A 25,933-nucleotide genomic window follows, 5' to 3' on the forward strand; every position below is an offset into this window, starting at 1 on the left:
ACGACCGGGCGGTCCCGTCCGCCGCGCTGCCGTCACGCCACCCGCCGGATGCCGCGCGGGTCCGCCGTGATGCCCGCCGTGGCGCGCACCGCCGTGCCGTCGGCCCGCGCGGCCCGGGCGACCGCCATGACGTACTCCCCGTACCCGGACCTGCCCAGCTCCTCGCCCAGCCGGTGGCACTGGTCGGCGTCGATGAAGCCCATCCGCAGCGCCACCTCCTCCACGCACGCGATCCTGAGGCCCTGGCGCCGCTCCAGCGTCTGCACGTACAGGGACGCGTCGAGCAGAGAGTCGTGTGTGCCGGTGTCCAGCCAGGCGAAACCGCGCCCCAGGTCCACCAGACGCGCCTGACCCCGGTCCAGGTACTCCTTGTTGACGTCCGTGATCTCCAGCTCGCCGCGCGCCGACGGCTTCAGGTTCCGGGCGATGCGGACCACGTCGTTGTCGTAGAAGTACAGCCCCGTGATGGCCCGGTTGGACTTCGGCCGCTTCGGCTTCTCCTCGACGGACAGCAGACGGCCTTCCGCGTCGGCCTCGGCCACGCCGTACCGCTCCGGGTCGCGCACCGGGTAGCCGAACAGCAACGCGCCTTCCTCATGGGGCAGATGGCTGCGCAGCACCTGGGAGAAGCCGGGGCCGTGGAACACGTTGTCCCCGAGGACCAGCGCGACCGGGCCGTCACCGATGTGGTCGGCCCCGATGACGAACGCCTCGGCCAGGCCCCGCGGTTCGGGCTGCTCGGCGTATGTCAGGCGCAGCCCGAGCCGGCTGCCGTCGCCGAGCACCCGGCGGAACTGGGGCAGGTCCTTCGGCGCGGAGATGACGAGGATGTCCCGGATGCCGGCCAGCATCAGCACCGAGAGCGGGTAGTACACCATGGGCTTGTCGTAGACCGGGAGCAGCTGTTTGGAGACCCCGAGGGTGATGGGGTGGAGCCGGGTGCCGTTCCCGCCGGCGAGGATGATTCCCTTCACGTCCTGCTCACCTCTGTAGTCGGCTTGTCGTCGTCGGCTCGTGCCGTCGTCGTGACGAGCGTGCGCCCACCCGTTCGAAGCCGCGGTCGTGGGCTCCTCGAAGCCGTGAGGGGGCGAGCCCCTGCCGGGCTCGCCCCCTCACGGGACCGGAGTGCGGTGCGCGACCGGTCGCCCCGCCCCGCGCTCAGTCGACGGTCAGCACGACCTTGCCGCGGCCGTGCCCGCTCTCCACGTCCCGGTGCGCGTCGGCGGCCCGGGACAGCGGATGGGTGGCCCGCAGATGGATCGTCACCTTGCCCCGCGTGTACAGGTCCACCAGCTCGGCGAGCCGCTCGGCCGACCGGGCACCGGCCACGTCCCGCAGGCCCAGGCGCTCCGCCTCCTCCGTGGCGATCATGGTGACCACCCGGTCGCGGTTCTTCGCCACCGCCACCGACGCCCGCAGCGCCTCGGGACCGGCCGCGTCGACGGCCGCGTCCACCCCGTCCGGCGCGATGGCCCGTACCCGCTCCTCCAGCCCCTCGCCGTAGGTGACCGGTACGGCGCCCAGGGCCCGCAGATGGTCGTGGTTGCGTTCGCTCGCCGTGCCGATGACCGTGCCCGCGCCCCAGGCCAGGGCGAGTTGCACGGCGAACGTGCCGAAGCCGCCGGCGGCGGCGTTGATGAGCACCGTGTCGCCCGGCTCCACACCCACGGTCGACAGGGCCATGTGCGCGCCCTGCCCGTTGCCCGGGAAACCGGCGGCGATCTCCCACGGCATGTCCGCCGGCTTGCGGACGATCTGGTCGGCGGGCACGGTCAGATACTCGGCGTAGGCGCCGAGCACGCTGTAGCCGAGCACCTCGTCACCGGGCGCGAACGCCGTCACGCCCTCGCCCGCCTGGTCGACGACCCCGGCGAACTCGTTGCCGAGCACCATCGGGAACTCGCGCTTGATGAACGGCGGGGTCCACCCGCCGCGCACCCGCACGTCGAACGGCAGCACCCCGGCCGCCCTCACCCGCACCCGGACCTCCCCGGGCCCCGCCTGCGGTTCCTTCAGCGTCGTCTCCTCCAGCACCTCGGGAGGCCCGAACGAGGACAGCGTCGCCGCTCGCATCATGCGTCCTTTCCACTGCGGTCGCCTTGATCGTGCTGCCGTTTGTACTCGACGTGCTCCTTCACGGCGTCCAGAATCAGCCGCACCTTGGAACTCAGCTCGGCCCGCACGAACGAGCGGGCCGCCTCCAGCCCGGTGCCCTCACCGAGCACGGCCGCGATGCCGGACTCCCTGATCACCACGGTCTGCGTGGACGTCACCGTCGTCGAGCCGTCCGGGCCGGCCGCGATCCGCCACCGCACGTGGTGCGAACTGCCCAGCGGCGGCAGCAGCAACTGTTTGTACGCGATCCGGTGGTGCGGCAGGCCCACCCGCGCGGTGCGCGTGGTGAACCGGCCGCCGTGGCGTTCCAGCGTCTCCATGTCCAGGACATGCGCGCCGGGGCCGCTCTCGCGCACGTCCGCCCGGACCACATGGGCCAGCACCGAAGGCCACCCGGCCGCGTCGAAGAGCAGGTCGTAGACCTCCTCGGCCGGCCCGTCGATCTCCACCCCGTCCTCGACCGTCATCAGCAGCTCGGGGAAGCGACAGGTGATCTCGGCGGCCGTCTGCACCGCCGCAAGCTCGCTGTGGGCGATCTCCTCGGTGGTGCGCCGCACCGCCTCCGCGGCCCGCGGGTCGTCGTCCGCCAGCCGGTAGTCGTGCTCCAGCCGCACCACGCAGCGGTCGTCCCCGTCCGCCCGGACGGACCAGGTGCGGCACAGCGACTCCAGCGGCGGCTCGACCTGCTCCGGCCGGAACTCGACGCGGCGCGCGTCCTCGTCGACGCGGCGCAGCGCCACCCAGTACTGGATACCGTCGCCGGCCGGGTCACCCGCCCCGGACAGCGCCCACATACCGACCCGCTCGTGCCCGTCCGCCGTGCCGAGCCGCTCCAGGTGCACGAAGGGCGGGAAGATCCGCGGCCAGGCGTCGAGATCCGCCAGCAGCCGGTAGACGTCATCGGCGGCCGCCCGCACCGTGACCTCGTGCCGTTCGCTCACCGCTTGTGGCGATGCCATGTGTTCCTCCTCGGCCGGGGGCCGCTCAGCCGCTCCAGCGGGCCGCGCGGACCGCGCCCTGATCGGTGGTCAGATAACCGACGGTCACGCCCTCGTTGTTCAGCAGGTACGCCTCGCTCGCCCCCGCCACGGCCGCGCCGAGATCCGTGACCTGGCCGCCGGGTGACCAGCGCACCGCGTGGAACACGCCGCCCGGCGTGTACGAGAACCCGACCGCGACACCGGCGTCGTTGATGCCGTACACCGCCGAACCCGTGTCACCGGGCAGCGGGCTCAGCGGGACCGCCGTGCCCGAGCGGGTCCACTTGACCGCGTGGAACGGGCCGTCGTACCCCTTGCCCGCCTTGTACGAGTTGCCCACCATGGCGCCGCGGTTGTTGATCCAGCTGGCCTGGCTGGAGTCGTCACCCGGCAGGATGCCGCCGAGCGGCACGGCGGTGCCGTCGGCGTTCCAGCGCACCGCGTGCTGCTTGCCCTCGGAGGTGCCGGAGAAGCCGACGGCCGCCCCGCTGTCGTTGATCTTCGCGGCGGCGCTGGAGACGTCGCCCGGCAGCGGCGGCAGATGCGTGGCCTTGCCGTCCACGTCCCAGCGCTGCGCCTTGTACACCAGCTCCGGGGTGGCCGAGAAGCCCACGGCGACCCCGCGCGTGTTCACGCCGTAGGCCCTGCTCCGGGTCGAGCCGGGCAGGCCTTCCAGCTGCGCCGCGCGGCCGTCGGGGGTCCACCGCACCGCGTGCTCGGCCTTGTCGGCGCCGACCGAGCGCCCGACGACCACACCCGCGCGGTTGATGTTGTACGCCGTGCCGGACACATCGCCCGGCAGCGTCCCCAGGTCGGATATCAGCCCGTCGACGCTCCAGCGGACCGGGCGGGTGACGCCGTCGGCGTTCGCCGAGGACCCGACGACGGTCCCCGCGTCGTTCACGGCGTACGCCAGGCTCGTCGTGCCGCCGGGCAGCGTGCCCAGGTCGGTGACGGCCGGCTTCGCTCCCGCGGGGAACGCGGTCGCGGCCGTCAGGGCGGCGGTGCCCAGGGCGACTCCGAGGCCGCGCGCGGCCATGGGCGACAGATGGGTTCTCACGTGCTGTTCCTGCCTTCCTGTTCCAGATGAGGCCGATGCTCTCGGCGTCCGCTCCACCGCCGGTCGAGTCCGGGTCGTGGCGTGCTCGACGAGATCCGCGGCCGCATGTCCCGGGGGTTCAGCGCCCCTTGCCCGCCAGCCCGACGAGACGGGTCACCATGTGGTCCGGGCCGGGCTCCGCGGCCAGCTCCTCGGCCAGCGCGGCGGCGTTCTTGCGGACCGGTCCGTCCTCGACCAGCGCGCGCAGCAGGGACGGGTCGACCTGTTCCGGCTGCCGGTCGAAGCCGATGCCCTCGCTCTCGATGATCGAGGCGTTGATCCAGTTGTCGGCCCCGTACGGCATGGCCAGCTGGGGCACACCGGCCTGAGCGGCGGCCAGCATGGTGCCGCAGCCGCCGTGGTGGACGACACCGTCGAGGGTCGGCAGCAGCGAGCCGAGCGGGGTCCAGCCGACCGGGCGCACGTTCTCCGGGAGGGTGCCCAGCGGTGTCAGGTCGACGTTGTCGCCCAGGGCGAGGACCAACTCGACGTCCAGGCCCGCCGAGGCGTCCAGCACACTGCGCAGGCTGCCCGAACCCGCCACGCCCGGCACGATGGTCCCGAGCGTCACCACGATCCGCGCCCGCTCCTTCGGCGCCGCCAGCCAGTCCGGCAGCACACCGCCGCCCTGGAACGGCATCGACCGCATCGACCAGCCCTCGCCCTCGCCGCGCATCAGTTTCTGCGGCGCGAAGTACACGGGCTGCACGAACGGAAGCTCCACCGGCACGCCGAGCCGTTCGAAGGTCGGCGCGAGGTGGGGCAGCATCCGGGCCGGGAGGTCGCCCTCGCGCAGGAAGCTGAAGCCGTTCTCCACCGCCGGGACGCCGAGGTCGCGGGCGGCGAGCAGGGCGGTGCCCTGCAACCGCGAGTAGACGATCAGATCGGGGCGCCAGCTGCGGGCGAACTCCAGCGTCCCGTCGGCCATCATGTCGTTGATCAGCCCGAACTTCTCCAGGATGATCTCCGGCGTCCGCTCCGACGCGGTGATCTCCGCGCCCCGCTCCCGCATCATCCGCACGCGCTCCTCGGGCGTGCCCTTCTTCGGGAACACCGTGCTGAAGTCGGCGTCCGGGGCGACGTCCCGCACGGTCAGGCCCGCCCGGACCGCGGCGTCGACCGAGACGCCCGCGGTCGCCACGGCCACGTCGTGGCCGGCCGTACGGAACGCCCAGGCCAGGCCCAGTGCCGGATACAGGTGGTCGAGGCCGGGTGAGACGTTGAACAGCACGCGCATGGCGGTTACCTCGTTTCCGTGGACAGCGGGTCTTCGGTGGACTCCGGTGCCGTGACCGTGCCGGGAGCGGCTCAACCCGTGCTCGAGAGACGGCTCCGACACTCACCGCGCCCCCCTCCACCGCCCCACGAAAGGCACCCACAGATGCCCACGGACCCCCTCGTGACCCCGGCCGCCCCCACGCCCCAGGGGGCCCGCAGGGCCCAGGGCGCCGGCAGGACCCCGGGGCCCCGCACGGCCCAGGGCGCCGGCACGGCGCCGGACGTCCGCACGGCGCCGGACGCCCCCACTGCCCAGGGCGCGGGCACGGCCCAGGACGCCGGCACCGCGTCGGGCCCCCGCACTGCGCCGGGCGCCCGCGCCACTCCGGACGTCCGCACCCCCACCCCCGACCCGCTCGCGCGACCGGACCTCCCGGCGCCCCCTGCCGGGGAGCCCGTGCCGATCTCCCTCTACGCCGAGATCCAGCAGTTCTACGCCCGCCAGATGAACCTGATCGAGGGCGAGCACGCGGACCCGGGCGCGTGGGCGGAGACGTTCACCGAGGACGCCGTGATCGAGCTGGCCGGGGACGCCCCCGACGTCGGCCGCGAGGCCATCCGCGCCTCGGTGGCCGCCGGGGTCGCGCATATCGCCTCCCAGGGCTGGGACTTCCGCCACTGGTTCGGCATGCTCGACGTCCGCCCCGGAGAGGGCGGCTCCGTACGCACCCGGTACTACGCCCTCGCCATGGCCACGCCCCGCGGCGGCGCCCTCGACATCCGCGGCTCCCTGGTGTGCCACGACGAACTCGTCCGCGCCGGCGACGACTCCGGCTGGCTGGTCCGCCACCGCCGCCTCGTCCCCGACGGCCGGCCCGCGGACTGAGCCACCCGGGCGGCGCCGGCACCCGTCCATGCCGCCCGCTCGTCGAGCGGGTCTCAAGACGTCCTGGACCGGCCCCCGATTCCCGGCGGCCACCGTGGGCCACCCAGCCGCGCCGTGGGCCGGACGGCTCGTGCCCCCGGTCGGCCGCCCCGTCGAGCACGGCTCAAGACCGGTTCCACCGGGCCGCCGCACGGTGGGCGGCGTGCGGCGGTGCCGGACGCGTTCCAGCGGATCACCGGGTGAGGAAGTGGGTCCTTATGCCGAGCCAGTCGACAACCAGCCGAACCGGTCTGCCGGAGCGGGCCCGTGAGCTCGCCGCGACCGCGGCCCGGTACGCCGCCGACGCGGACACCGACCGCGCACTGGCACCGGCGGTGACGGACGGCATCGTCCGCGCCGGTTTCGCCCGGCACTTCGTGCCCGCCCGCTTCGGTGGCGCCGAGGGCGGCGCCCGGGAACTGCTGGACGCGGTCGCCGCGCTGGCGGAGGGCTGCACCTCGGCCGCCTGGTGCGCGTCGGTCACGGCGGGCGCCGCCCGCATGGGCGCCTACCTGCCCGAGCGGGGCCAGCGGGAGCTGTGGGAGCGCGGCCCCGACACGGTGGTCGTCGGCGCGCTCATGCCGAGGGGCGCGGTCACCGAGGTCGCGGACGGCTGGCGGGTGACCGGCGAGTGGGAGTTCACCAGCGCGGTCGGCTTCTCCGACTGGGCGCTGGTGTGCGCCCTGGTGCCGCAGGACGACCGGCACGTGCCCTGGTTCTTCGCGCTGCCCCGCGCCGACTACCAGGTCGTCGACACCTGGTCGGCGATCGGCATGCGCGGCACCGGCAGCCACACCCTGACCGTCGACAACGTCTTCGTCCCCCGGCACCGCGGCTTCGCCCGCGACACCATGCTCACCGGGCGGGCCGTCGGCTCCACCGCCCGCTGCCACACCGTCCCGCTGCGGCTGGTCAGCGGCCTGCTGTTCGCCGCCCCGGCGCTCGGCGCGGCCCGCGGTGCCCTGCGGGTGTGGTCCGAGCACACGGCGATGGACGCCGACGAACGCAACCCCGGCCCGCGCGTCGCCCTGGCCCGCGCCGCCGTCACGGTCGACGCGGCCCAACTGCTGCTGGAGCGCGCGGCCGAGGTCGCCGACGCTCCCGCGGCGACCCCCTTGGAGCAGGTGCGCAACCCCGCCGACTGCGCCCACGCCGTGGACCAGCTCGTCGACGTCGTCGGGCAGTTGTTCCGCACCGTCGGCAGCACCGGCCAGCTCGCCGCCCACCCCCTCCAGCGGATCTGGCGCGACGTCCACTGCCTGGCCAGCCATGTCGCCCTGCGCTTCGACACCGCGGGCGGGGCGTACGGCGCGCGGCTGCTGGAGCCCGCCGCCGGCTGACGCCCGGCGCCGCCCCCGTCCTCGTACCGACCTGTCACACGACCTACGGAAGGCAGTTGGCATGAGCCACCCCACCACCCAGGACCAGGCGCCGGCGTCTTTCGCCCCGGCCGACCTGTACGCGGAGATCCAGCAGTTCTACGCCCGCCAGATGGGCCTGCTGGACGACGGCAGGCCCGACGACTGGGCCGACACCTTCACCACCGACGCGGTGTTCGCCGAGGCCAGCCGGCTGGCCGAGCCGCTGCGCGGCCGCGAGGTGATCCGTGCCTCGTCCCGGGCGCGGCAGGAGCGGCTCGACGCCGACAAGATCGACTTCCGGCACTGGCTGGGCATGCTCGACGTCCGCCCCCAGGAGGACGGTTCGGTGCGCACCCGCGCCTACGCCCTCGCCATGCGCACCCCGCGCGGCGGACAGCTGGAGATCTTCGCCAGCGTCGTCTGCCACGACCACCTCGTCCGCGTGGACGGCGCCTGGCAGGTGCGGCAGCGGGATCTGACCCACGACGGCTCGGCCCGGGACTGAGGAGCACACGATGAAGTTCGGCATCGTCTTCTTCCCCACCGTCGGCCCGGCCGACAAACCGGCCCCGCAGTACTTCGACGAGGCGCTGCGCCTGGTCGACCTCGCCGAGGAACTGGGCTTCGACCACGTGAAGATGGTCGAGCACTACTTCTTCGCGTACGGCGGCTACAGCCCCGACCCGGTGACGTTCCTGGCCGCCGCGGCGGGCCGCACCCGCCGGGTGCGGCTGGGCACCAGCGCCACCATCCCCGCCTTCCAGCACCCGGTGAAGCTGGCGGGCAAGCTGGCCATGCTCGACGCCATCTCGGGCGGCCGGGTCGACGCCGCGTTCGGACGGGCGTTCCTGCCGGACGAGTTCAAGGCGTTCGGCATCCCCATCGACGAGTCCAAGGACCGCTTCACCGAGGGCGTCGAGGCGGTCAAGCGGCTGTGGGCCGAGGAGGACGTGGTCTTCGAGGGCCGCTTCCACCGCTTCGGCCCGGTCACCCTGCTGCCCCGGCCGGTGCAGGACCCGCACCCGCCGGTGTTCGTCACCACCGCCCGCAGCGCCGAGTCCTGCGCCGAGGCGGGCCGCGCCGGGCACAACCTCCAGACCGTGCCCAACGTGATGTCCACCGAGGAGCTGCAGAGCCGGCTCGCCGTCTACCGCGAGGAGTGGGCCGCCTCCGGCCGCACCCCGGGCACCGAGCAGATCCACTTCAGCTACCCGTGCGTGGTGTCCGAGGACGGCGACACGGCCCGGGCGAAGGGCCGTCACGACGACGACCGCAACACCGCCGCGATCCGCGCCGCCGTCGCCTCCTGGGAGACCACGCGCAGCTCCGCCTACCCCGGCTACGAGAAGCTCGTCGAGGCCACCAGGACCTCGCACTTCGACGGGAAGCTGGCACAGAACAAGCTCCTCATCGGCGCCCCCGACCAGGTCCGCGCCCAACTGGAGCAGATCGCCGAGTGGTTCGGCGACGACATCACCATCAGCCTCGGCGTCCACTCCGGTCACCTGTCGTTCGACGACGCCGCCACCACCATGCGGTTGATGGCCGAGCAGGTCATCCCGAAGCTGTCCGCCGCGCGATGACCGCCGGCCCGTCCACCCCGAAACGAGGCACCCACCCATGACCACCCCAGCACCGCCGCGGACGGTCACCGTGATCGGCGCCGGCACCATCGGCCTCGGCTGGATCGCGCTGTTCCTCGGCCACGGGCTGCGCGTGAAGGTCAACAGCCGCAGGCCCGACGCGCCGCGCATCGTCCAAGACGCCCTCGACCTGTTCGCCCCGTTCCTCCCCGAGGGGACCGCGGACCCCGCCACGTTCGGGGAGCGCCTGGAGTTCGAGCCCGACGTGGAGCGGGCCGTCGCGGACGCCGACGTCATCGTGGAGAACGCGCCGGAGAACCTGGAGCTGAAGCAGGAACTCTTCGCCCGGATCGGCAAGGCGGCCCGGCCCGACGCGCTGATCCTGTCGTCCACCTCCACCCTCAACCCGGACGACATGGGCGCCCTCATGGCCGACTCCGCCCGGCTCGTCGTCGGGCACCCCTTCAACCCGCCGCACGTCGTGCCCCTCGTGGAGGTCGTCGCCGGTGAGCGCACCTCACCGGAGGCCGTGCGGGAGGCCGTCGCGTTCTTCGAGTCGGTGAGCCGCGTCCCGGTGGTGCTGCGCAAGCCGGTCCTGGCGTTCGCGGCGAACCGGCTGCAGTCCGCGCTGCTGCGCGAGTCGATCCACCTGGTGAAGGAGGGCGTGGTCTCCCTGGAGGAGCTGGACCGGGTCGTCACGCACTCCATCGGGCTGCGCTGGGCCACCGTGGGCCCCTTCCTCGCCTTCCACCTGGGCGGCGGCACCGGCGGCCTGCGCAAGTGGCTGGGCACACTCGGCTCCGGCCTGGAGAAGGGCTGGGAGCTGCTCGGCCGCCCCACCCTGGACGAGGCGACGATCCAGTCCCTCATCGAGCAGGCCGAGGAGGTGTACGGCGGCTCGTCGTACGAGGAACTGGTGCGCGAACGCGACACCCGGCAGACCGCCGTCCTCAAGGCACTGGCGGAGGTCGGCGACCGCCAAGCCTGAACGACGGCCGGCGCGGGCCGCACAGAGAGCCCGCGCCCCCGACCGGCGGGTGCCTCCACGGCACCCGCCGGTCCCGTTTTCCCTTGAAAACCCGAGGTCACCGCCGCGCCCCGACTTCGAGCCCCCTTCTACCGCCGTGCCGAATGCTGGCGGCACAGCAGCCGACCGGGAGGGCCCCACCGTGTTCCCCACTGTGTTCCGCTTCCGACAGACGTCGGAGTTCCTCGACTGGTTCGCCGAACGGAACCGCACGCACCGGCACCAGGTGACGCCCGTGCCGCTCGACGCCCTGGACGGCTGGGCGAGCGACCCGGAGACCGGGAACCTGCGGCACCGCACGGGGAAGTTCTTCACCGTCGAGGGCGTCGAGATCACCACCGGGCGCCGGGAGACCCGCTCCTGGACGCAGCCGATCATCGTGCAGCCCGAGGCCGGCATCCTCGGCATCCTCGTCAAGGACATCGACGGCGTACGGCACTTCCTGCTCCAGGCCAAGATGGAGCCGGGCAACATCAACGTCCTGCAGATGTCGCCGACCGTGCAGGCCACCCGGTCCAACTTCACCCGCGTCCACCAGGGCGGCGCCGTCCCGTACCTGGAGTACTTCCTGGCGCCGCCGCGGCGGCGCATCCTGTTCGACGCGCTCCAGTCCGAACAGGGCTCCTGGTTCCACCGCAAGCGCAACCGCAACATGATCGTGGAGCTGCCGCCCGACGAGGACGTACCGCCGCGCGACGGGTTCTGCTGGCTGACCCTGGAGCAGATCGGGGACCTGCTCGCCCTGGACGACGTCGTCAACATGGACACCCGCACCGTCCTGTCGGGCCTGCCCGAGCCCTGGTCCGACGACCTCGGCGGGCCCGGCGCCGAGGACCGGGGCCGGCACTCGATGACCGAGCTGCTCAGCTGGTTCACCGACGTCAAGGCACCGCAGGACCTGCACCGGCGCCGCATCCCGCTCGCCGAGGTGAAGGGCTGGGTCCACACCGGGGACCGCCTGGTCCACGAGGAGGGCCGCTACTTCTCGGTGATCGGCGTCGACGTCGAGGCGGACGGCCGCGAGGTGGCCCGCTGGTCCCAGCCGATGCTGGCCCCCGCCGGACGCGGTGTGATCGCCTTCCTCACCCGGCGGATCGACGGCCGCCGCCATGTGCTGGTCAACGCCCGCACGGAGGCCGGCTCCCTGGACATCGCCGAGATGGCGCCCACCGTGCAGTGCCTCCCGGCCAACTACGACGGCCGCCCCGAGGAGGAGCGACCCCGCTTCCTGGACACGGTCCTGTCGGCGGACCCGTCACGGATCCTCTTCGACGTGGTGCACTCGGAGGAGGGCGGCCGTTTCCACCACGCCGAGAACCGCTACCTCGTCGTCGAGGCCGACGACAGCGTGCCGCTCGACGCGGGCGAGGACCACATCTGGATGACGCCCGGTCAGCTCGGCAGCCTGCTGAGGTACTCGAACCACGTCAACGTCGAGGCCCGCAACCTGCTGACCTGCCTGCGCTTCCTGCGGCAGCGCGACCGATGACCGGGCGCACCGTGCGGCTGGGTCTGCTGGGCGCCGCCGACATCGCCGTCCGCCGGGTCCTGCCCGCCGTGTCCCGGGCCTCCGGGATCACCCTGACCGCCGTGGCGAGCCGTGATCCCGGCCGGGCGAAGGACCTGGCCGCCGCGTACGGGGCCGAGGCGCTGCCCCACTACCGGGCGGTCCTCGCCGACCCCCGCGTGGACGCCGTGTACGTGCCCCTGCCGGCCGCGCTGCACGCCGGCTGGGTGCGCGCCGCCCTGGAGGCCGGCAAACACGTCCTCGCCGAGAAGCCGCTGACCACCGATCCCCGCACGACAGCCGAACTGGTCGCCCTGGCCCGGCGGTCGGGGCTGGTGCTGCGGGAGAACTACCTGTTCGTCCACCACCCGCAGCACCGGGCCGTGCTCGACCTGATCGCGGGGGGCGCCGTCGGCGAGGTCCGCTCGGTCTCGGCCGCCTTCACCATCCCCCCGCGGCCCCCGGCCGACATCCGCTACCGCGCCGACCTCGGCGGCGGCGCCCTCCTCGACGTCGGCGTCTACCCGCTGCGCGCCGCCCAGCTGCTGCTCGGCCCGGAGCTGCGGGTCGCGGGGGCGGTGCTGCGCACCGATCCGGCGCGGGGCGTGGACGTGGCGGGCGCGGCCCTGCTGTGCCGGGACGAGGACGGTGCCACCGCCCACCTCACCTTCGGCATGGAGCACCGGTACACATCCCGCTACGAGGTGCTCGGCAGCACCGGCAGGCTCCGCCTCGACCACGCCTTCACCCCGCCCGCCGACCATCGCCCAGTCCTGCTGCTGGAGGGCCCGGACGGCGTCCGGCGGCACGAGCTGGAGCCGTACGACCAGTGCCTCGCGGCCGTCGAGGCGTTCGCCCGGGCGGTCGGCGACGGCGGGGCGACCGGCGACCCGACCGGCGCCGGCGGCGAGGCCGGTACGTCCGGCGCGATCAGTACCCGACAGGCGGAGCTCACCGCCGACATCCATCGACAGGCTCAGTACGCCGTGGGAGGCGATGCACGATGACCGTTATCCCGGAGACCGGTTCCCCCGACGCCAAGCAGGCGCGGGCGACCGCCAAGGCCCGCATCCTGGAACAGGTCCGCGACTACCACGTGCACGGCGACCAGCACGGCGGCGGGGCAGGGGAGTTCGTGCCCGGCGAGACCGAGGTCTGGCCGTCCGGCGCCGTCTTCGACGCCGAGGACCGGGCGGCGCTGGTCGAGGCCGCGCTGGAGATGCGGATCGCGTCGGGGGTCAGCTCCCGCCGCTTCGAGCGGGAGTTCGCCCGGTACTTCAAGCTGCGCAAGGCCCACCTCGCCAACTCCGGCTCGTCCGCGAACCTGCTGGCGCTGTCCGCGTTCACCTCGCATCTGCTGGAGGACCGGCGGCTGCGGCCCGGCGACGAGGTGATCACCGTCGCGGCGGGCTTCCCGACCACCGTGAACCCGATCATCCAGAACGGCCTCGTGCCCGTCTTCGTCGACGTCGACATCCCGACGTACAACACCACCCCGGAGCGGGTGGCCGCGGCCATCGGCCCGCGCACCAAAGCCATCATGATCGCCCATGCCCTGGGCAACCCGTTCGCCGTCGAGGAGATCACCGCGCTCGCCGAGGAACACGACCTGTTCCTGATCGAGGACAACTGCGACGCCGTCGGCTCGACCTACCGCGGCAAACTCACCGGCACCTTCGGCGACATCGCCACCACCAGCTTCTACCCGGCGCACCACCTCGCGATGGGCGAGGGCGGCTGCGTCCTCACCAGCAATCTGTCGCTGGCCCGGATCGTGGAGTCACTGCGCGACTGGGGCCGGGACTGCTGGTGCGAGCCGGGCGAGAACAACCGCTGCTTCAAGCGGTTCGACTACCAGATGGGCACGCTGCCGCACGGCTACGACCACAAGTACATCTTCTCCCACGTCGGTTACAACCTGAAGGCCACCGACCTCCAGGCCGCCCTCGGCCTGAGCCAGCTCCGCCGGCTGGACGCCTTCGGCGACGCCCGCCGCGCCAACTGGCGCCGGCTGCGGGAGGGGCTGGACGGCGTGCCCGGGCTGATCCTGCCGGAGGCGACCCCCGACAGCGACCCCAGCTGGTTCGGCTTCGCCCTCACGGTCCGCCCCGAGGCCCGCTTCACCCGCAAGGAGCTGGTGGACTTCCTGGAGGCCCGCAGGATCGGCACCCGCCGCTTCTTCGCCGGCAACCTCACCCGCCACCCCGCCTACCAGGACCGCCCCCACCGCGTGGTGGGCTCCCTGGTGAACAGCGACCTCGTCGCCGAGCACACCTTCTGGGTGGGCGTCTACCCGGGCCTGGACGAGCAGCGCGTCGACTGGATCGCCGAGAGCGTCCGGGACTTCGCGGCGAAGAACTCCTGAGGAGTACGACCCTCCGACACACGATTCGCCCCCGCCGGCCCTGGGCCGGCGGGGGCGAATCGTCTGGAGCGCTCAGGTGAAGACGGGCAGTCGCGCGGGCCCCTGCGCCGGGTTCCCGGGACCGGAGTGCGGGGTCCCCCGCGTCCCGCCGTCCGGTCGGGAACCCAGCAGCTCCAGCTGGAGCTTCTGAAGGTCCGCGGAGGGTTCGAGGCCCAGCTCGTCCGCGAGGATGCGCCGCAGGTTCTGGTACGCCTGGAGGGCCTCCGCGCGCCGCCCCGAGGAGCCGAGCGCCATGATGAGCCGGCTGTGGAACCACTCGTTGAGCGGGTAGTCGTTGACGAGCTTGCGCAGCTGCGGAATGGACTCGCGGTGCCGGTTCAGCCCGCCCTCCGCCTCGATCCGGATCTCCAGCGCCCGGATGCGCAGCTCCTCCAGGTGCACGATGTGACCGGTGAGCAGATCACCGGCCGGGATGTTGGACAGCGCGGGGCCCCGCCACAGCTCCAGGGCCGCGTCGATCCTGCGCACGGCCGACTCGTACCGGTGGGCGCCGAGATCGGTGTGCGCCTCCGCGACCAGCCGCTCGAAGATCCGTATGTCGACCTCGTCGTCCTCGACCTGGACGGCGTAGCCGGGGGCACGGGTGACCAGGAGGGGCCGTTCGGCGGGGACGAGGTTCTCGGCCACGAACATGCGCCGGGCGTGGTAGACGTACGTCTGCAGCGTCGTGACGGCGCTCCGGGGCGGGCTCTCGCCCCACAGCTCGTGGATGAGGGAATCGGACGTGACGATCTCGTTCGCCCGGGTCAGCAGCAACGCCAGTGTCTGGCACACCTTCGGCGTGCTCGGCAGATACGATCTGCCGTCCTGCGCGACGATCTCGAACGGGCCTATGAGGTTGAACCGCACCACGCTTGCTCCTCTTCATGTGGGGGCGAAGAATGCCGGTTGCCGCGTTCTGTGAGGTGATGACCAGAACGGTAGGCGTCGGGTGCGGTGTCCCCCTACGCGCACAGGGCGAGAGTGTCACTCTCGCCCTGTGCTCCTTGCCCGGTGCGTTCCTGACGGACCGTCACGCGGCCGAGCGCCAGCCCGGCAGGGAGCGCGCGGTCCAGGCGGGCGCCGGGCGGCGCCCCCCGCCACCGTCCCAGGACGCCGGGCGCGACGGCGCCCCCGTGTCGTCCCCGGACTGCGCGGCGCGCAGCCGGGCCGCCAGGACGACGGCCAGCGCGGCCAGTTCCTCCGGCGTGGGATCGCCGCGGGTGACGCGCCAGGACGCGCCGCTGAGCAGCACCTGCGTCTCCGCCTCCGGCCCGGTCGGCGTGCGCTCGGCGCTCACTGGGGCTGGTTCCCGTGCTTGCGGCTGGGCAGCGCCGCGTGCTTGGAGCGCAGCACCGACAGCGTGCGGATCAGGACGGACCGGGTGTCGGCCGGGTCGATGACATCGTCGACCAGACCCCGCTCGGCCGCGTAGTAGGGGTGCATCAGCTCCTCCTTGTACTCCTTGACCAGACGGGCGCGCATGGCCTCGGGGTCGTCCGCCTGCGCGATCTGCCGGCGGAAGACGACGCCCGCGGCGCCCTCCGCGCCCATCACGGCGATCTCGTTGATCGGCCACGCCAGCGACACGTCCGCACCGATGGACCGCGAGTCCATGACGATGTAGGCGCCGCCGTACGCCTTGCGCAGGATGAGCTGCACCCGGGGCACGGTGGCGTTGCAGTATGCGTACAGCAGCTTGGCGCCGTGCCGGATGACGCCGCCGTGCTCCTGGTCCACGCCCGGCAGGAACCCCGGCACGTCCACCAGGGTCACCAGCGGGATATTGAAGGCGTCGCACATCTGCACGAAACGCGCGGCCTTCTCACTGGCCTCGATGTCCAGCACCCCGGCCATTCGCTGCGGCTGGTTGGCGACGACGCCCACCACCTCGCCGCCCATCCGGGTCAGCGCGCAGATCACGTTCGGCGCCCACCGCTCGTGGACCTCGAAGACCTCGCCGTGGTCCGCGATCTCCTCGATCACCTTCGCCATGTCGTACGCCTGGTTCGGGTCGGCGGGCACCAGGTCCACCAGCGCCTCCACGCGCCGGTCGGAGGGATCGCAGGTGGGCCCGCCGGGCGGCGTCTCCCGGTTGTTCGACGGCAGGAACGACAGCAGGTGCCGTACGTCCCGCAGGCAGCACTCCTCGTTGTCGTACACGAACCCCGCCACCCCGGACCGCTCGGCGTGCACATCGGCGCCGCCCAGCTCGTCATGGGTGATCTGCTCGCCGGTGACGGCCTGCACCACGTCGGGGCCGGTGATGAACATCTGCGCGGTGCCGCGCACCATGAACACGAAGTCCGTCAGCGCGGGGGAGTAGGCGGCGCCGCCGGCGCAGGGCCCCATGATCACGCTGATCTGCGGGATCACCCCGGAGTTGCGCACATTGCGGCGGAAGATGCCGCCGTACCCGGCGAGCGCCGTCACCCCCTCCTGGATGCGGGCGCCCGCGCCGTCGCACAGCCCCACGACGGGCGCGCCGGCGGACTCCGCCAGGTCCATCAGCTTGTGGATCTTCTGCGCATGGGCCTCGCCGAGCGCGCCGCCGAAGATACGGAAGTCATGGGCGTACGCGAAGACGGGCCGGCCGTCCACCGTGCCCCAGCCGGTGACGACCCCGTCCGTGTGCGGACGGCGGTCCTCCAGCCCGAAGCCCGTGGCGCGGTGCCGGCGCAGCCCCTCGATCTCGACGAACGAACCCTCGTCGAACAGGATGTCCAGCCGCTCCCGTACGGTCAGCTTGCCCTTCGCCTTCTGCGCCAGGGTGGCCTTCTCGCCCGGCCCCGCGACCACCGCCGCGCGCAGCGAGGCCAGCTCCTCCACCCGTGCCCGGGTGGTGCCGGCGACCGCCGGCGCTTCCTCGGTCTCCTGGATGACACTCACTTCTGCCCCTTTCGGTCTCTCACGCGTGGCATTCGGGGAGGCGGCCGTGGAACTCGACCATTTCCGAGAACAGCAGTCCGATGTCGAGCGGATGGCCTGGCGGCGCGCCGCCGGCCTCCGCGAACGCCCGGTGCAGATTCGGCACCAGCCGCTCGCTGTCGAGGAGTTCCGCGTACGGGCCGAGGTCGGCCTCCCGCGCGGTCTCCAGCGGGGTCAGACCCGCCGCGAGGCCCTGCCCCGCCAGTTCCTGCACCCAGCGCAGGTACTGCTCGGCGGTGTCCAGCAACTCCGGCCCGCCGACCGGGCCGTGACCGGGCACGACGACCCGGGGGCCGAGCGCCCGCAGCTTGCCGACGACGTCGATCGTGCCCGCGACGGACCCGGTCAGGCAGAACGGCGTGGTCCCGTTCATCACCAGGTCGCCCGCGAACAGCACCTCCTGCTCGGGCAGCCACACCACGGTGTCGTTGGTGGTGTGCGCCACGCCCGGATGCGTCAACTCGGCCCGGATGTCGCCCAGATGCAGGGTCACCGGCTCACGGAACGTCAGGGTCGGCAGCTCCACGGCCACATCGCCCCAGCACACCTCGGGCCACAGGCCGGTCAGATGCAGCTGGGCCAGGTCCATCTCGGCGCGGGTCGCCTCGTGGGCGATCACCACCGCCTCGTCCGCGAAGAACCGGTTGCCGAACGTGTGGTCCCCGTGCGGATGGGTGTTGACCACATAGCGCGGGGGACGCGGTGCGACGGCCGCGACCGCCTCCCTCAGCGCCAGCGCCCGTGCCTCGGTCGCCGCCGTGTCGATCAGCGCGGGCCGTCCGCCGGTCGTGATCAGCCCCGCGTTGTTCAGGCACCAGCCGCCGTCCGGCTGGACGTACGCGTAGACCCCGTCGTCGACCTCGACCATGCGGGCCTCCGCCGGGGAGTGCCGGCTCACGCGGTCCTCCCCGTGCCGTCGCCGTCCTCGGCGCCGGTCGTGGCCAGGGCGTCCTTGCGGGAGCAGGTCACCACCGCCCGCATCAGGCCGCTGTCCACCATCCCGGACGCGTCCACCGTCCCGGTCGCGGTGTGCGGCGCCGGACCCACGGCCGCGCTGAGGGTGCAGTGGTCGTCCAGGGTGTGGGTCTCGAAGTGCCAGCCGCCGTCGTCGGCCGGCAGCCCGTCCGTGCCCAGCAGCCGCGGCGCGGCCGTCCGGGTCGTGGGGGTGGTGAACCCGAACGAACGGAACGACAGGCGCGTCCCGAGGCCCAGCGCCTTGGTGTACGCCTCCTTGAGCGTCCACAGCCGGATCACCGCGGCGTTCCGGTCGTCCTCCGGCAACCATCCCAGGGCCGCCCGCTCATGCTCCGTGCACACGTCCTCCTCCAGCCCCGTGCCGTACGCCGCCCTGCCCCGGGGTTCGACGTCCACGCCGATCGGGCCCAGCCGGCTCAGCCCCACCGCGACGACGTCGCCCGTGTGGCTGAGGCTCACGTCCAGCCGCCCGCAGCCCCGCAGGTACGGGCGGCCGTTGGGACGGCGGGCCAGCTCCAGATCGGCCGGGTCCGCGCCCAGCACCGCGGCCGCCCCGTGCTTCAGCACCAGCCGCGACACGGCGAACCGGGTGCGGGCCTCCTCGCCGTTCAACGCCAGGTAGCGGCCGTACTCGTGACCGAGGAGCCCGCGCAGCGCGGGACCGCGCGCCGCGGGCGCCCATTCGCTCGCCAGGCCGTACGCCAGCCCGTACCCGCCGTCGCGGAGGGCGCCGCGCAGCGCCTCCCACGGGCCGTCGGGGGAGGCGACGCGCAGCGGAGGCGGTCCTGCCAGACCACGGCGTACGGACATGCTCATCCCTTCTCGCGGCGCCGGGCCGGTGCGCCCAGCGCGGTGTCGTACAGATCGAGGCTGCGGCCCTCGCGGCAGCGCCGTACGGCCTCGGAGAGCATCACGTCCTCGTGGTCGGCCAGGGGGGCCGTCACCGGCAGGCCGAGTCGTACCGAGATCCGTCCCAGCGCGGTCAGCAGCCAGGCCGGCTCCGCGAGGAACCCGCCCGCGCCGCCCGCGGCGCGGGCCGCCCGCCACACCCCGAGGCAGGAGGCGGCCGCGGCGAGCAGCGCGTAGCGCTCGCCCAGGGCGAAGCCCCGGGGGTTGGCGAGCGCGGCGGGGTCCAGCTCGGGCAGCCGCCGGCACTGGTCGCGCAGCGCGGCCAGCTCGTCCGACAGCGCGGCCGGCCAGCCCGTCGGCGCTTCGCCGGCCAGCCCGTCGCGGGCCCGCGCGAGCAGCACGGTGAGGCCGTCGTCGGCCGCCGCCAGCTTCAGCCGCGCGCCCGCCAGCGGCGGCAGCGGGCCGTCCGGCCGGAAGAGTTCCTCCGGGGCGGGCCGTCCCTCAGCCGTCCAGGAACGTCGTGCCAGCGTCGGCAGCTGCGGCAGCAGCGTGGCCAGGGCGGCGGCCGACCCGGCGGGGCCGGGCGGCATCGCCGCGAGATCGCGCACCTGCTTGTGGAAGGTGCCCAGACCGTCCCCGTCCCGCAGCGACTCGGTGCCCAGCACCGTCATCAGGTCGCCCACGCCCTCCTGGAGCAGCCGCAGCACCAGATACCCGGCCGCCGCCGACCAGATGCTGGACCGTTCCGGCATCAGGTGCAGCGAGCGCAGCGTCACCAGCGACAGGCAGTCCGCGGCCAGCAGGTCCGCGAACGCGTACACCACCGTGCGGCGCGTGACCCGGGAGCGCAGCCCCCGCACCCCGCCGCGCTCCGCCAGTACCGCCGTCAGCACGGTGCGCAGAGCGGTGTCGGCGCAGCCGACCGCCATCGACGGGAGCAGCGGGAGGCGTGCCTGCGCCACCCGGCGGGTGACCCACTGGCCGTCACCGGCCTCGCCGATCACCGCTCCGGCCGGCACCGGCCATCCCTCCAGCACGAGTTCCCCCGCGGGGATGCGCGCCGGGACCGTGACGTCGTACGGCGACAGCTGCCCCACCGCGCCCGGCGGCAGGTCCTCGCGGCGCAGCAGCAGCACCGACTCGCCCTCCGGGCCGGCGCCCGGGCCCGCGCCCGTGTGCCGGGGCACCACCACGAACCCGGCGGCGCGGGGGGCGTTCACCAGGCCCGCGGTACGGCCGGTCAGCCGCAGTGGCGCCCGCTCGTCGGCGGTCGCGGTCAGGCCGTCCTCGACGGCCGCGCCGCCGGCGATCCGCTCACCGGCGAGCAGCGTCCGGGCGGTGGCGGCGCGCTGCCCGGCGGTGCCGAAGCACCACGCGTACAACGCGGCGCCCAGGGAGGCGGAGCCGTAGCCGCGGCCGAGCGCTGCGTCCCGCCGGAACACCGCCCGCAGCAGGGCGGCGGCCTCGTCCAGGCCCGCCAGGCGCCCGCCGTGCTCCTCGGGCACGAAGTCCTCGTGCAGCCCGAACGCCGCGAGCGACGGCTCGCCGCCGAGCGGCAGGTCCCCGCGGCGCTCCGCCGCGAGCACCGCGGCGTCGCCCAGCGGGTTCGCCGCGTCGCCCGGGTCGCCGAGCACCGCCTCCAGGGCGGCCCGCCTGGCCGCCGGATCGCGCGGCGCCGGGACCTGTCGCGGGGCTCCCGCCCGCCGCGCGGCGCCCCCCGGGACGCTCGCGACCCCTGCCTTCGTCATGATCGCCTCCTCGCGTCCGGTGCGTACGCAACGGTCACCCGGAAAGCTGGAACACGACTCGGGGCGGACTCGAACACGTCTCCGCGAGGCGAGGGGTGGCCCTACGCCGCGCGGACCCCCGGCACCAGCGGGCGGTCGCGGAGTACCGCTGCCGCGTGGGCCGCCGACGCGAGGGTCATGTGGCGGTGCCAGCCCTGGAAGGAGCGTCCCGCGAAGTCCCGTATCCCCGTCTGCTCGGCCACCTGGCTGAAGGCCAGCTCCACCGTGTCGGCCAGCGCGGCGAGCGCGAGCGGGGCCTCGTCGAAGCGGCAGGGCGCACCGCGCGACGGGCCGAGGCCGGAGGGCGCGCCGGGGCCGGGCGCGGTGGCCAGCCAGTAGCGGTCCGGGCCGCGGGTTCCGGCCGCCCACTCGGCGAGGAGCAGCAGCGGCTGCCGCGGGGCGGCGGGCAGTACGACCGGCAGGGCGGCCCGCACCCTGCGCCCTTCGGCGGGCCGCCACAGGCGCCGGCACCCGGCGACGAGCTGGTCGGCCGTGGACGGCCGTTCGCTGTAGCTGTGCAGGACCGAGGCGTCGATCCGGAGCGGGGTGGCCGCCGGTACGCGGACCACGCCGGGCACCTCGGCCGGGCCGAGCACCCGCAGCAGCCGCGCCGGGTCGAGCCCCTCCGCGTCGACCACGACCGGCCGCCCCGACGGCAGAGCGCGGCTCGCCCCGACGGCGAGCCGGCCCGCGACCTCCTCGGGTCCGGCGGGCAGCGCCCCGGCCGGGATCTGCGCGCGGCTGCGCCGCCCGGGGTCGTCGAGCCAGGCACGGGTCAGCAGCAGTGCCCAGTCGCAGGGCACGGCCGTGTGCGCGGACGCCAGCCACGCCCCGTACGCCTGCTGGCCGTGCACGGTCATGCCGAGGTGCGGCACGAACTGCTGGTCGACACCCACCGAGTGCGGCCCCGCCTTGGGGATCACCAGGGGCCGCACGACCCACGCGCGGGGCGCGACGGCGTCCTCGACGTATCCGGCGAGCGCGCGCCGTACCCGCGTCCAGTCCCAGGAGGAGTTGCTGATGAAGTGGTGGACGCTCTGCTTCGCGGGCTCCCGGTCGGCGGGCTCGCCCTCCATCCAGTCGGCGATGTTCCGCAGGGTCTTGCGCCCCGGCACCGACAGCAGGGCCCGGACGTACTGCTCCGCCTTCAGCCGCTGGCCGCGCCGCGGCATCGAGGCGAACAACCTGGAGCACAGCTCGGCGACATGGTCGCGATGGTCGTACATCGGCCTTCCCCCTCCGGACGGCGACCGGAGCGGCTACTCCCGGCCAAAAAACACACTGGCCGTCGGCGGTACCGAGCCTTTCCCGGCGCGATTCCGCATCGGTCCCGCTTGGCGGGAAGTCGCTGGCGCGGCGGGCCAAGCGGACAGAACGGGCGCTCCGGAACGAGGGGTGGAAAACAGCCACCGGTTGACCCGGGGGGTCGTCACAGGAAATAAGCGTTTACCGTGACACTGCGGTTGCGGAGCGTACAAGGATCAATTGATGCGATCGAACAAGCCTGCGTAGAATCTGGCAGCTGTCGATCAGACCTGAAAGATCGTCGACGGGGGGCTGTGCGAAGATGGCACATCGTGCTGCAGAAATTCGGAGCCCGAGATTCCGAATCCTTGGCGTTCTCGAAGGCTGGTGCGAGGACTCGCCGCTGAAACTCGGCGGGGCCCTCCGATCGCGCACACTGGTGATGCTGCTCCTGGAGGCGAACCGCGTCGTTCCCGTGCCCCGTCTGGTGGAGGCGGCCTGGGACGAGAATCCGCCGATCAGCGCCTCGCACCAGATCCGCAAGGCGGTCGCCGAACTGCGCCAGCGCATACCGGGCGGGGCCGAGATGATCCTGACCGACGGGCCCGGCTACCGGGTGTCGGTGGGCGAGGACCAGCTGGACCTCAGCCAGTACCGCTCCCGCCTGCGAAGAGCGCGCAAAGCCGTGGAGGAAGGCCGTCGGGCCCTCGCGGCGGAAGAACTGAGAGCGGCGATGGAGCTGTGGCGGGGCCCGGTGATGGCGGGCTTCGGCGGCTCGGTCATCGACGCGGCGTCGGCGGCGCTGGAGGAGCAGCACCTGGCGGCCGCCGAGCAGTTGTTCAACCTCCAGCTGTCGACCGGTGAGGCGTCGCAGGTCGTCGGCGAGCTGCGGGTGCTGGTCAACCAGCACCCGCTGCGCGAGACCCTGCGCGGGCAGTTGATGCTGGCCCTGTACCGCACGGGACGGCAGGCCGAGGCCCTGGAGGAGTACGGGCGCGTCCGGCACCTGCTCGCCGAGGAACTGGGCATCGACCCCAGCGCGGCCCTGACGAAGCTGTACGAGGACATCCTGCGCCAGAGCCCCGAACTGGCCCTCCCCGAGCCGGTACGGGACCAGGCCCCGCCCCCCGCCGCCGCCCCTTCTCGGCCACCGGCCGAGCCCGGCGCGCCCGCATCGCCGTCCTTCCCCGCCGTGCCCGCCGTGCCCGCGTCGACGCCCTCCGCCGCGCCCGCGCCGCCGGTCCCGGCCCTGCCCTCGTCGCCGAGCACGCTGCCGTACGCGCTGCGGGACTTCTCCGGCCGGGCGGCCGAGATGGACTGGATCCGGGAGACGGCCCTCGACAAGGACGGCGTCTGGGCGCACATCATCGCCATCGACGGCATGGGCGGCAGCGGCAAGACCGCGCTGGCCGTGCAGGCCGCGCACCGGCTCGCCCCGTACTGGCCGGACAGCCAGCTCTTCGTCGACATGCGCGGATTCACCCCCGGCCAGGAGCCGCTCAGCTCGGCCGCCGCGCTGGACGCGCTGCTGGCGTCGGCGGGGGTGCCCAGCGAGGAACTGCCCGACGACCCCGCGGCCCGTACCGCGCTGTGGCGTTCGATCACCGCGCAGCGCAGACTGCTGATCGTCCTCGACAACGCCGCCACCGCCGACCAGGTCATGCCCCTGATCCCGGCCTCCCCCGACTGCCTGACCATCGTCACCAGCCGCCCCCGCCTGGTCGACCTGGACGGCGCCCGCTGGCTCTCGCTGGACGTGCTGACCGACGACGACGCCACCGAACTGCTGGCCAGGACCCTCGGCAGGGAGTGGGTGGAACGCGAACCGGAGGCGTGCGCCCAGCTCATCCAGCTCTGCGGCCGACTGCCGCTCGCCATCCGGATCTCCGCCGCCCGCCTCAGGAACCGCTCGCACTGGACGATCCAGCGGCTCGTGGACCGGCTGTGCGACGAGACCCGCCGGCTGGACGAGCTCAACTCCACCGGCCGCAGCGTCGCCGTGGTGCTGCGCATGTCGTACCAGGCCATGGACGAGGGCAAGCGCACCGCCTTCCGGCTGCTGGGCCTGCACCCGGGCCGGAACATCGACCCCGCGGACGCCGGGGCGCTCCTCGACTGCCATCCCCACGACGCCGAGGAGGTCCTGGAGCATCTCCTCGACGCCCACCTGCTGGAACAGCGCGAGCCCGGCTGGTACCGCATGCACGATCTCGTCAGGAGCTTCGCGCGGGGCCTGCTCGGCACCCAGCAGGCCGGCGAGGAGGAGAACCAGGCCGTGGGACGCCTCCTGGACCACTATCTGCTGACGGCGGAGAACGCCTGCGACACGCTCTTCCCGAAACGGCCCCGGTTCCCGGAGTTCCTGCCGCCCGGCCGCCCGCTCCACCCCGGCTTCGCCTCGGCCGACGAGGCCCTCCACTGGCTGGACCGGCAGCGGGACAGCCTGCTGTCCGCGGTGGACCTGGCGGTGGAGAACGGCCATCTGCTGCACGCCGCTTACCTGCCGCGCGCCCTCGGCTTCCACTCCCACATCAGGAACTACCCCCACGACCTCCAGGAGACCAACCGGGCCGCCGTGGCCGCCGCCCGCAGCCTCGGGCAGCCGGTCCTGCTGCGCATCAGCCTGACCAACCTGGCGATGGGCCAGTGGCGGCTCGGCCTGTACGAGGAGTCCGCCGCGCATCTGCGGGAGGCGCTGGACGTCGCCCGCGCCGGCGACCGGCTCGGCGAGGCCGTGTGCATGAGCCGGCTGGGCCAGGTCTACAACAGCCTCGGCAAGTTCGCCGAGGCGCTGGAACTGCTCACGGGCTCGGCCCGCGTGCAGCAGGAGCTCGGTGAGGTGCGGGAGGAGGCGGTGAGCCTCGGGCTGCTCAGCTCGGTCAACGCCCGGCTCGGCAGGTACCAGGAGTCGGCCGACGCGGCCACCCGCTCGCTCGCGCTGTACCGGGAGATCGGGGAGATCAGCAACTCGATCGTCTCGCTGTCGACGCTGGCCCTGGCCCTGCTGGGCCTGCGAAGACCGCAGACCGCCCTGGAGCGGCTCGACGAGGCCCTGGAACTCTGCGACCGGCTGAACAAGCCCGCCAACACGGCCCTCATCCTGTCCTACTGCGCCGACGCCTGGGTGATGCTCGGCCGGCCCGAGCAGGCGCTGCCCTACATCGAGCGCGCCACGGAACTGGCGGCCGCCGAGACCACCGCGCGCCGGGCCACGGTGGAGAACGCGGCCGGACGGGTGCTGCGCGCGCTGGGGAAGTTCTCCGAGGCCAGGGACAGACACCGCAACGCCCATGACCTGGCCTCCGGCATAGCGTTCCGCTACGAGACGGCACAGGCCCTGCACGGGCTCGCCAGGGCCGGCGAGGAACTCGGCGACGTCGACGCCGCCTACGAGCACCGCCGCCGGGCCGACGAGCTCTTCGCCGAGATGGGAGTACCGCGCGACGCCCGCCGGCTCGCCTGACCCGGCCCCGGCCGGTCCCCGGTGACCGGCGCCGGAACAGACGTCGGGCCCCGGCCTCTGGTGAGGCCGGGGCCCGGATCCGTGCGGTGGCCGTCAGATGGGACGGCGTGCAGGGTGGTTCACGCGGCCAGGAGCACGGGCGACCGCCGCACGACCGACGGCCCGTGGTCGTCGTTCAGGGGCCCCGACGCGGACGCGACCGAGGGGCCGTGGTCGTCGTTCAGCGGACCGGAGGCCGCCGCGACCGAGGGGCCGTGGTCGTCGAGGGGCGCGACCGAGGGGCCGTGGTCGTCGGCGAGGACGAGTCGCGCGGATGCGCCGGAGGGCCCGTGGTCGTCCGCCAGCAGAGAACCGACCGGACCTGTCACAGCAATCCCCCACATGCCAGCCGTAGCGATAACGCCGATCACGCCGGTCATCTTGCCGCGCATTCTGTGCCCCTTCGGTGGTTGTCATTTCCTCTGACG

General features: G+C 73.6%; 22 protein-coding genes. 9 read left to right on the forward strand and 13 right to left on the reverse strand.

Features of this window, described 5'->3' with window-relative positions:
- Positions 1-32: 32 nt before the first annotated feature.
- The 5 genes from rfbA to ACZ4Z2_RS04450 form a co-directional block, all read right to left on the reverse strand.
- Positions 33-974 (reverse strand): glucose-1-phosphate thymidylyltransferase RfbA, encoded by a 942-nt coding sequence (gene rfbA / locus ACZ4Z2_RS04430; protein ID WP_468072221.1) that lies wholly within the window; start codon positions 972-974, stop codon positions 33-35.
- 184 nt (positions 975-1,158) lie between these two features.
- On the reverse strand, positions 1,159-2,076 hold the full coding sequence (locus ACZ4Z2_RS04435; protein WP_468072223.1) for an NADP-dependent oxidoreductase: 918 nt from the start codon (positions 2,074-2,076) through the stop codon (positions 1,159-1,161).
- Positions 2,073-3,074 carry an aromatase/cyclase gene (locus ACZ4Z2_RS04440; RefSeq protein ID WP_468072225.1) on the reverse strand — a complete coding sequence of 334 codons (1,002 nt, stop codon included), beginning with the start codon at positions 3,072-3,074 and terminating at the stop codon, positions 2,073-2,075. Before ACZ4Z2_RS04440 ends, ACZ4Z2_RS04435 begins: the two co-directional genes overlap by 4 nt.
- Before the next feature lie 25 nt (positions 3,075-3,099).
- Complete coding sequence (locus tag ACZ4Z2_RS04445) at positions 3,100-4,155, reverse strand: hypothetical protein (protein WP_468072227.1); 1,056 nt, start codon at positions 4,153-4,155, stop codon at positions 3,100-3,102.
- A 118-nt stretch (positions 4,156-4,273) separates the two neighbouring features.
- Entirely contained in the window at positions 4,274-5,431 is a 1,158-nt protein-coding gene (locus ACZ4Z2_RS04450; protein WP_468072229.1) for a nucleotide disphospho-sugar-binding domain-containing protein, read from the reverse strand.
- A 144-nt stretch (positions 5,432-5,575) separates the two neighbouring features.
- Between ACZ4Z2_RS04450 and ACZ4Z2_RS04455 the strand changes: the two genes are divergently transcribed.
- The 8 genes from ACZ4Z2_RS04455 (at position 5,576) to rfbH (ending at position 14,180) form a co-directional block, all read left to right on the forward strand.
- Positions 5,576-6,298, forward strand: a complete 723-nt coding sequence (locus tag ACZ4Z2_RS04455) for a nuclear transport factor 2 family protein (protein WP_468072231.1) — start codon at positions 5,576-5,578, stop codon at positions 6,296-6,298.
- A 257-nt stretch (positions 6,299-6,555) separates the two neighbouring features.
- Positions 6,556-7,677: an acyl-CoA dehydrogenase family protein gene (locus ACZ4Z2_RS04460; RefSeq protein ID WP_468072233.1), complete on the forward strand. Its 1,122-nt coding sequence runs from the start codon at positions 6,556-6,558 to the stop codon at positions 7,675-7,677.
- Positions 7,678-7,738: 61 nt separating this feature from the next.
- Positions 7,739-8,203, forward strand: a complete 465-nt coding sequence (locus ACZ4Z2_RS04465) for a nuclear transport factor 2 family protein (RefSeq protein WP_468072235.1) — start codon at positions 7,739-7,741, stop codon at positions 8,201-8,203.
- A 10-nt stretch (positions 8,204-8,213) separates the two neighbouring features.
- Positions 8,214-9,281 (forward strand): LLM class flavin-dependent oxidoreductase, encoded by a 1,068-nt coding sequence (locus ACZ4Z2_RS04470; protein WP_468072237.1) that lies wholly within the window; start codon positions 8,214-8,216, stop codon positions 9,279-9,281.
- Between the two features lie 37 nt (positions 9,282-9,318).
- Entirely contained in the window at positions 9,319-10,269 is a 951-nt protein-coding gene (locus tag ACZ4Z2_RS04475; RefSeq protein WP_468072239.1) for a 3-hydroxyacyl-CoA dehydrogenase NAD-binding domain-containing protein, read from the forward strand.
- 181 nt (positions 10,270-10,450) lie between these two features.
- Complete coding sequence (locus ACZ4Z2_RS04480; protein ID WP_468072241.1) at positions 10,451-11,797, forward strand: NDP-hexose 2,3-dehydratase family protein; 1,347 nt, start codon at positions 10,451-10,453, stop codon at positions 11,795-11,797.
- Positions 11,794-12,822 (forward strand): Gfo/Idh/MocA family protein, encoded by a 1,029-nt coding sequence (locus ACZ4Z2_RS04485; RefSeq protein ID WP_468072243.1) that lies wholly within the window; start codon positions 11,794-11,796, stop codon positions 12,820-12,822. Before ACZ4Z2_RS04480 ends, ACZ4Z2_RS04485 begins: the two co-directional genes overlap by 4 nt.
- The gene (gene rfbH / locus ACZ4Z2_RS04490) at positions 12,819-14,180 is read left to right on the forward strand and encodes a lipopolysaccharide biosynthesis protein RfbH (RefSeq protein WP_468072245.1); all 1,362 of its coding nucleotides are present in this window, start codon (positions 12,819-12,821) and stop codon (positions 14,178-14,180) included. Before ACZ4Z2_RS04485 ends, rfbH begins: the two co-directional genes overlap by 4 nt.
- Positions 14,181-14,252: 72 nt before the next feature.
- On the opposite strand, the gene ACZ4Z2_RS04495 is transcribed toward rfbH, so the two are convergent.
- From ACZ4Z2_RS04495 to ACZ4Z2_RS04525, 7 genes are all read right to left on the reverse strand, one after another.
- Complete coding sequence (locus tag ACZ4Z2_RS04495; protein WP_468072247.1) at positions 14,253-15,092, reverse strand: AfsR/SARP family transcriptional regulator; 840 nt, start codon at positions 15,090-15,092, stop codon at positions 14,253-14,255.
- Positions 15,093-15,252: 160 nt separating this feature from the next.
- A complete protein-coding gene (locus ACZ4Z2_RS04500) occupies positions 15,253-15,519 on the reverse strand; it encodes an acyl-CoA carboxylase epsilon subunit (protein WP_468072249.1) in 267 nt (88 codons plus the stop codon).
- Complete coding sequence (locus ACZ4Z2_RS04505) at positions 15,516-17,108, reverse strand: acyl-CoA carboxylase subunit beta (RefSeq protein WP_468072251.1); 1,593 nt, start codon at positions 17,106-17,108, stop codon at positions 15,516-15,518. Before ACZ4Z2_RS04505 ends, ACZ4Z2_RS04500 begins: the two co-directional genes overlap by 4 nt.
- A 19-nt stretch (positions 17,109-17,127) precedes the next feature.
- A complete protein-coding gene (locus ACZ4Z2_RS04510; RefSeq protein WP_468072253.1) occupies positions 17,128-18,045 on the reverse strand; it encodes an MBL fold metallo-hydrolase in 918 nt (305 codons plus the stop codon).
- Positions 18,042-18,932: a 4'-phosphopantetheinyl transferase family protein gene (locus ACZ4Z2_RS04515; RefSeq protein WP_468072255.1), complete on the reverse strand. Its 891-nt coding sequence runs from the start codon at positions 18,930-18,932 to the stop codon at positions 18,042-18,044. The genes ACZ4Z2_RS04510 and ACZ4Z2_RS04515 overlap by 4 nt, the downstream gene beginning before the upstream one ends.
- Before the next feature lie 2 nt (positions 18,933-18,934).
- Positions 18,935-20,719: an acyl-CoA dehydrogenase gene (locus ACZ4Z2_RS04520; protein ID WP_468072256.1), complete on the reverse strand. Its 1,785-nt coding sequence runs from the start codon at positions 20,717-20,719 to the stop codon at positions 18,935-18,937.
- Positions 20,720-20,820: 101 nt separating this feature from the next.
- Entirely contained in the window at positions 20,821-21,984 is a 1,164-nt protein-coding gene (locus ACZ4Z2_RS04525; RefSeq protein WP_468072258.1) for an IS701 family transposase, read from the reverse strand.
- 461 nt (positions 21,985-22,445) lie between these two features.
- On the opposite strand from ACZ4Z2_RS04525, the gene ACZ4Z2_RS04530 reads away from it, so the two are divergent.
- Positions 22,446-25,466: an AfsR/SARP family transcriptional regulator gene (locus ACZ4Z2_RS04530; protein WP_468072260.1), complete on the forward strand. Its 3,021-nt coding sequence runs from the start codon at positions 22,446-22,448 to the stop codon at positions 25,464-25,466.
- 119 nt (positions 25,467-25,585) lie between these two features.
- Here ACZ4Z2_RS04530 and ACZ4Z2_RS04535 read toward each other — a convergent pair whose 3' ends face one another.
- Positions 25,586-25,834, reverse strand: a complete 249-nt coding sequence (locus ACZ4Z2_RS04535; protein WP_468072262.1) for a hypothetical protein — start codon at positions 25,832-25,834, stop codon at positions 25,586-25,588.
- Positions 25,835-25,933: the final 99 nt, after the last annotated feature.

This window comes from Streptomyces sp. NPDC030183, from assembly GCF_055573455.1.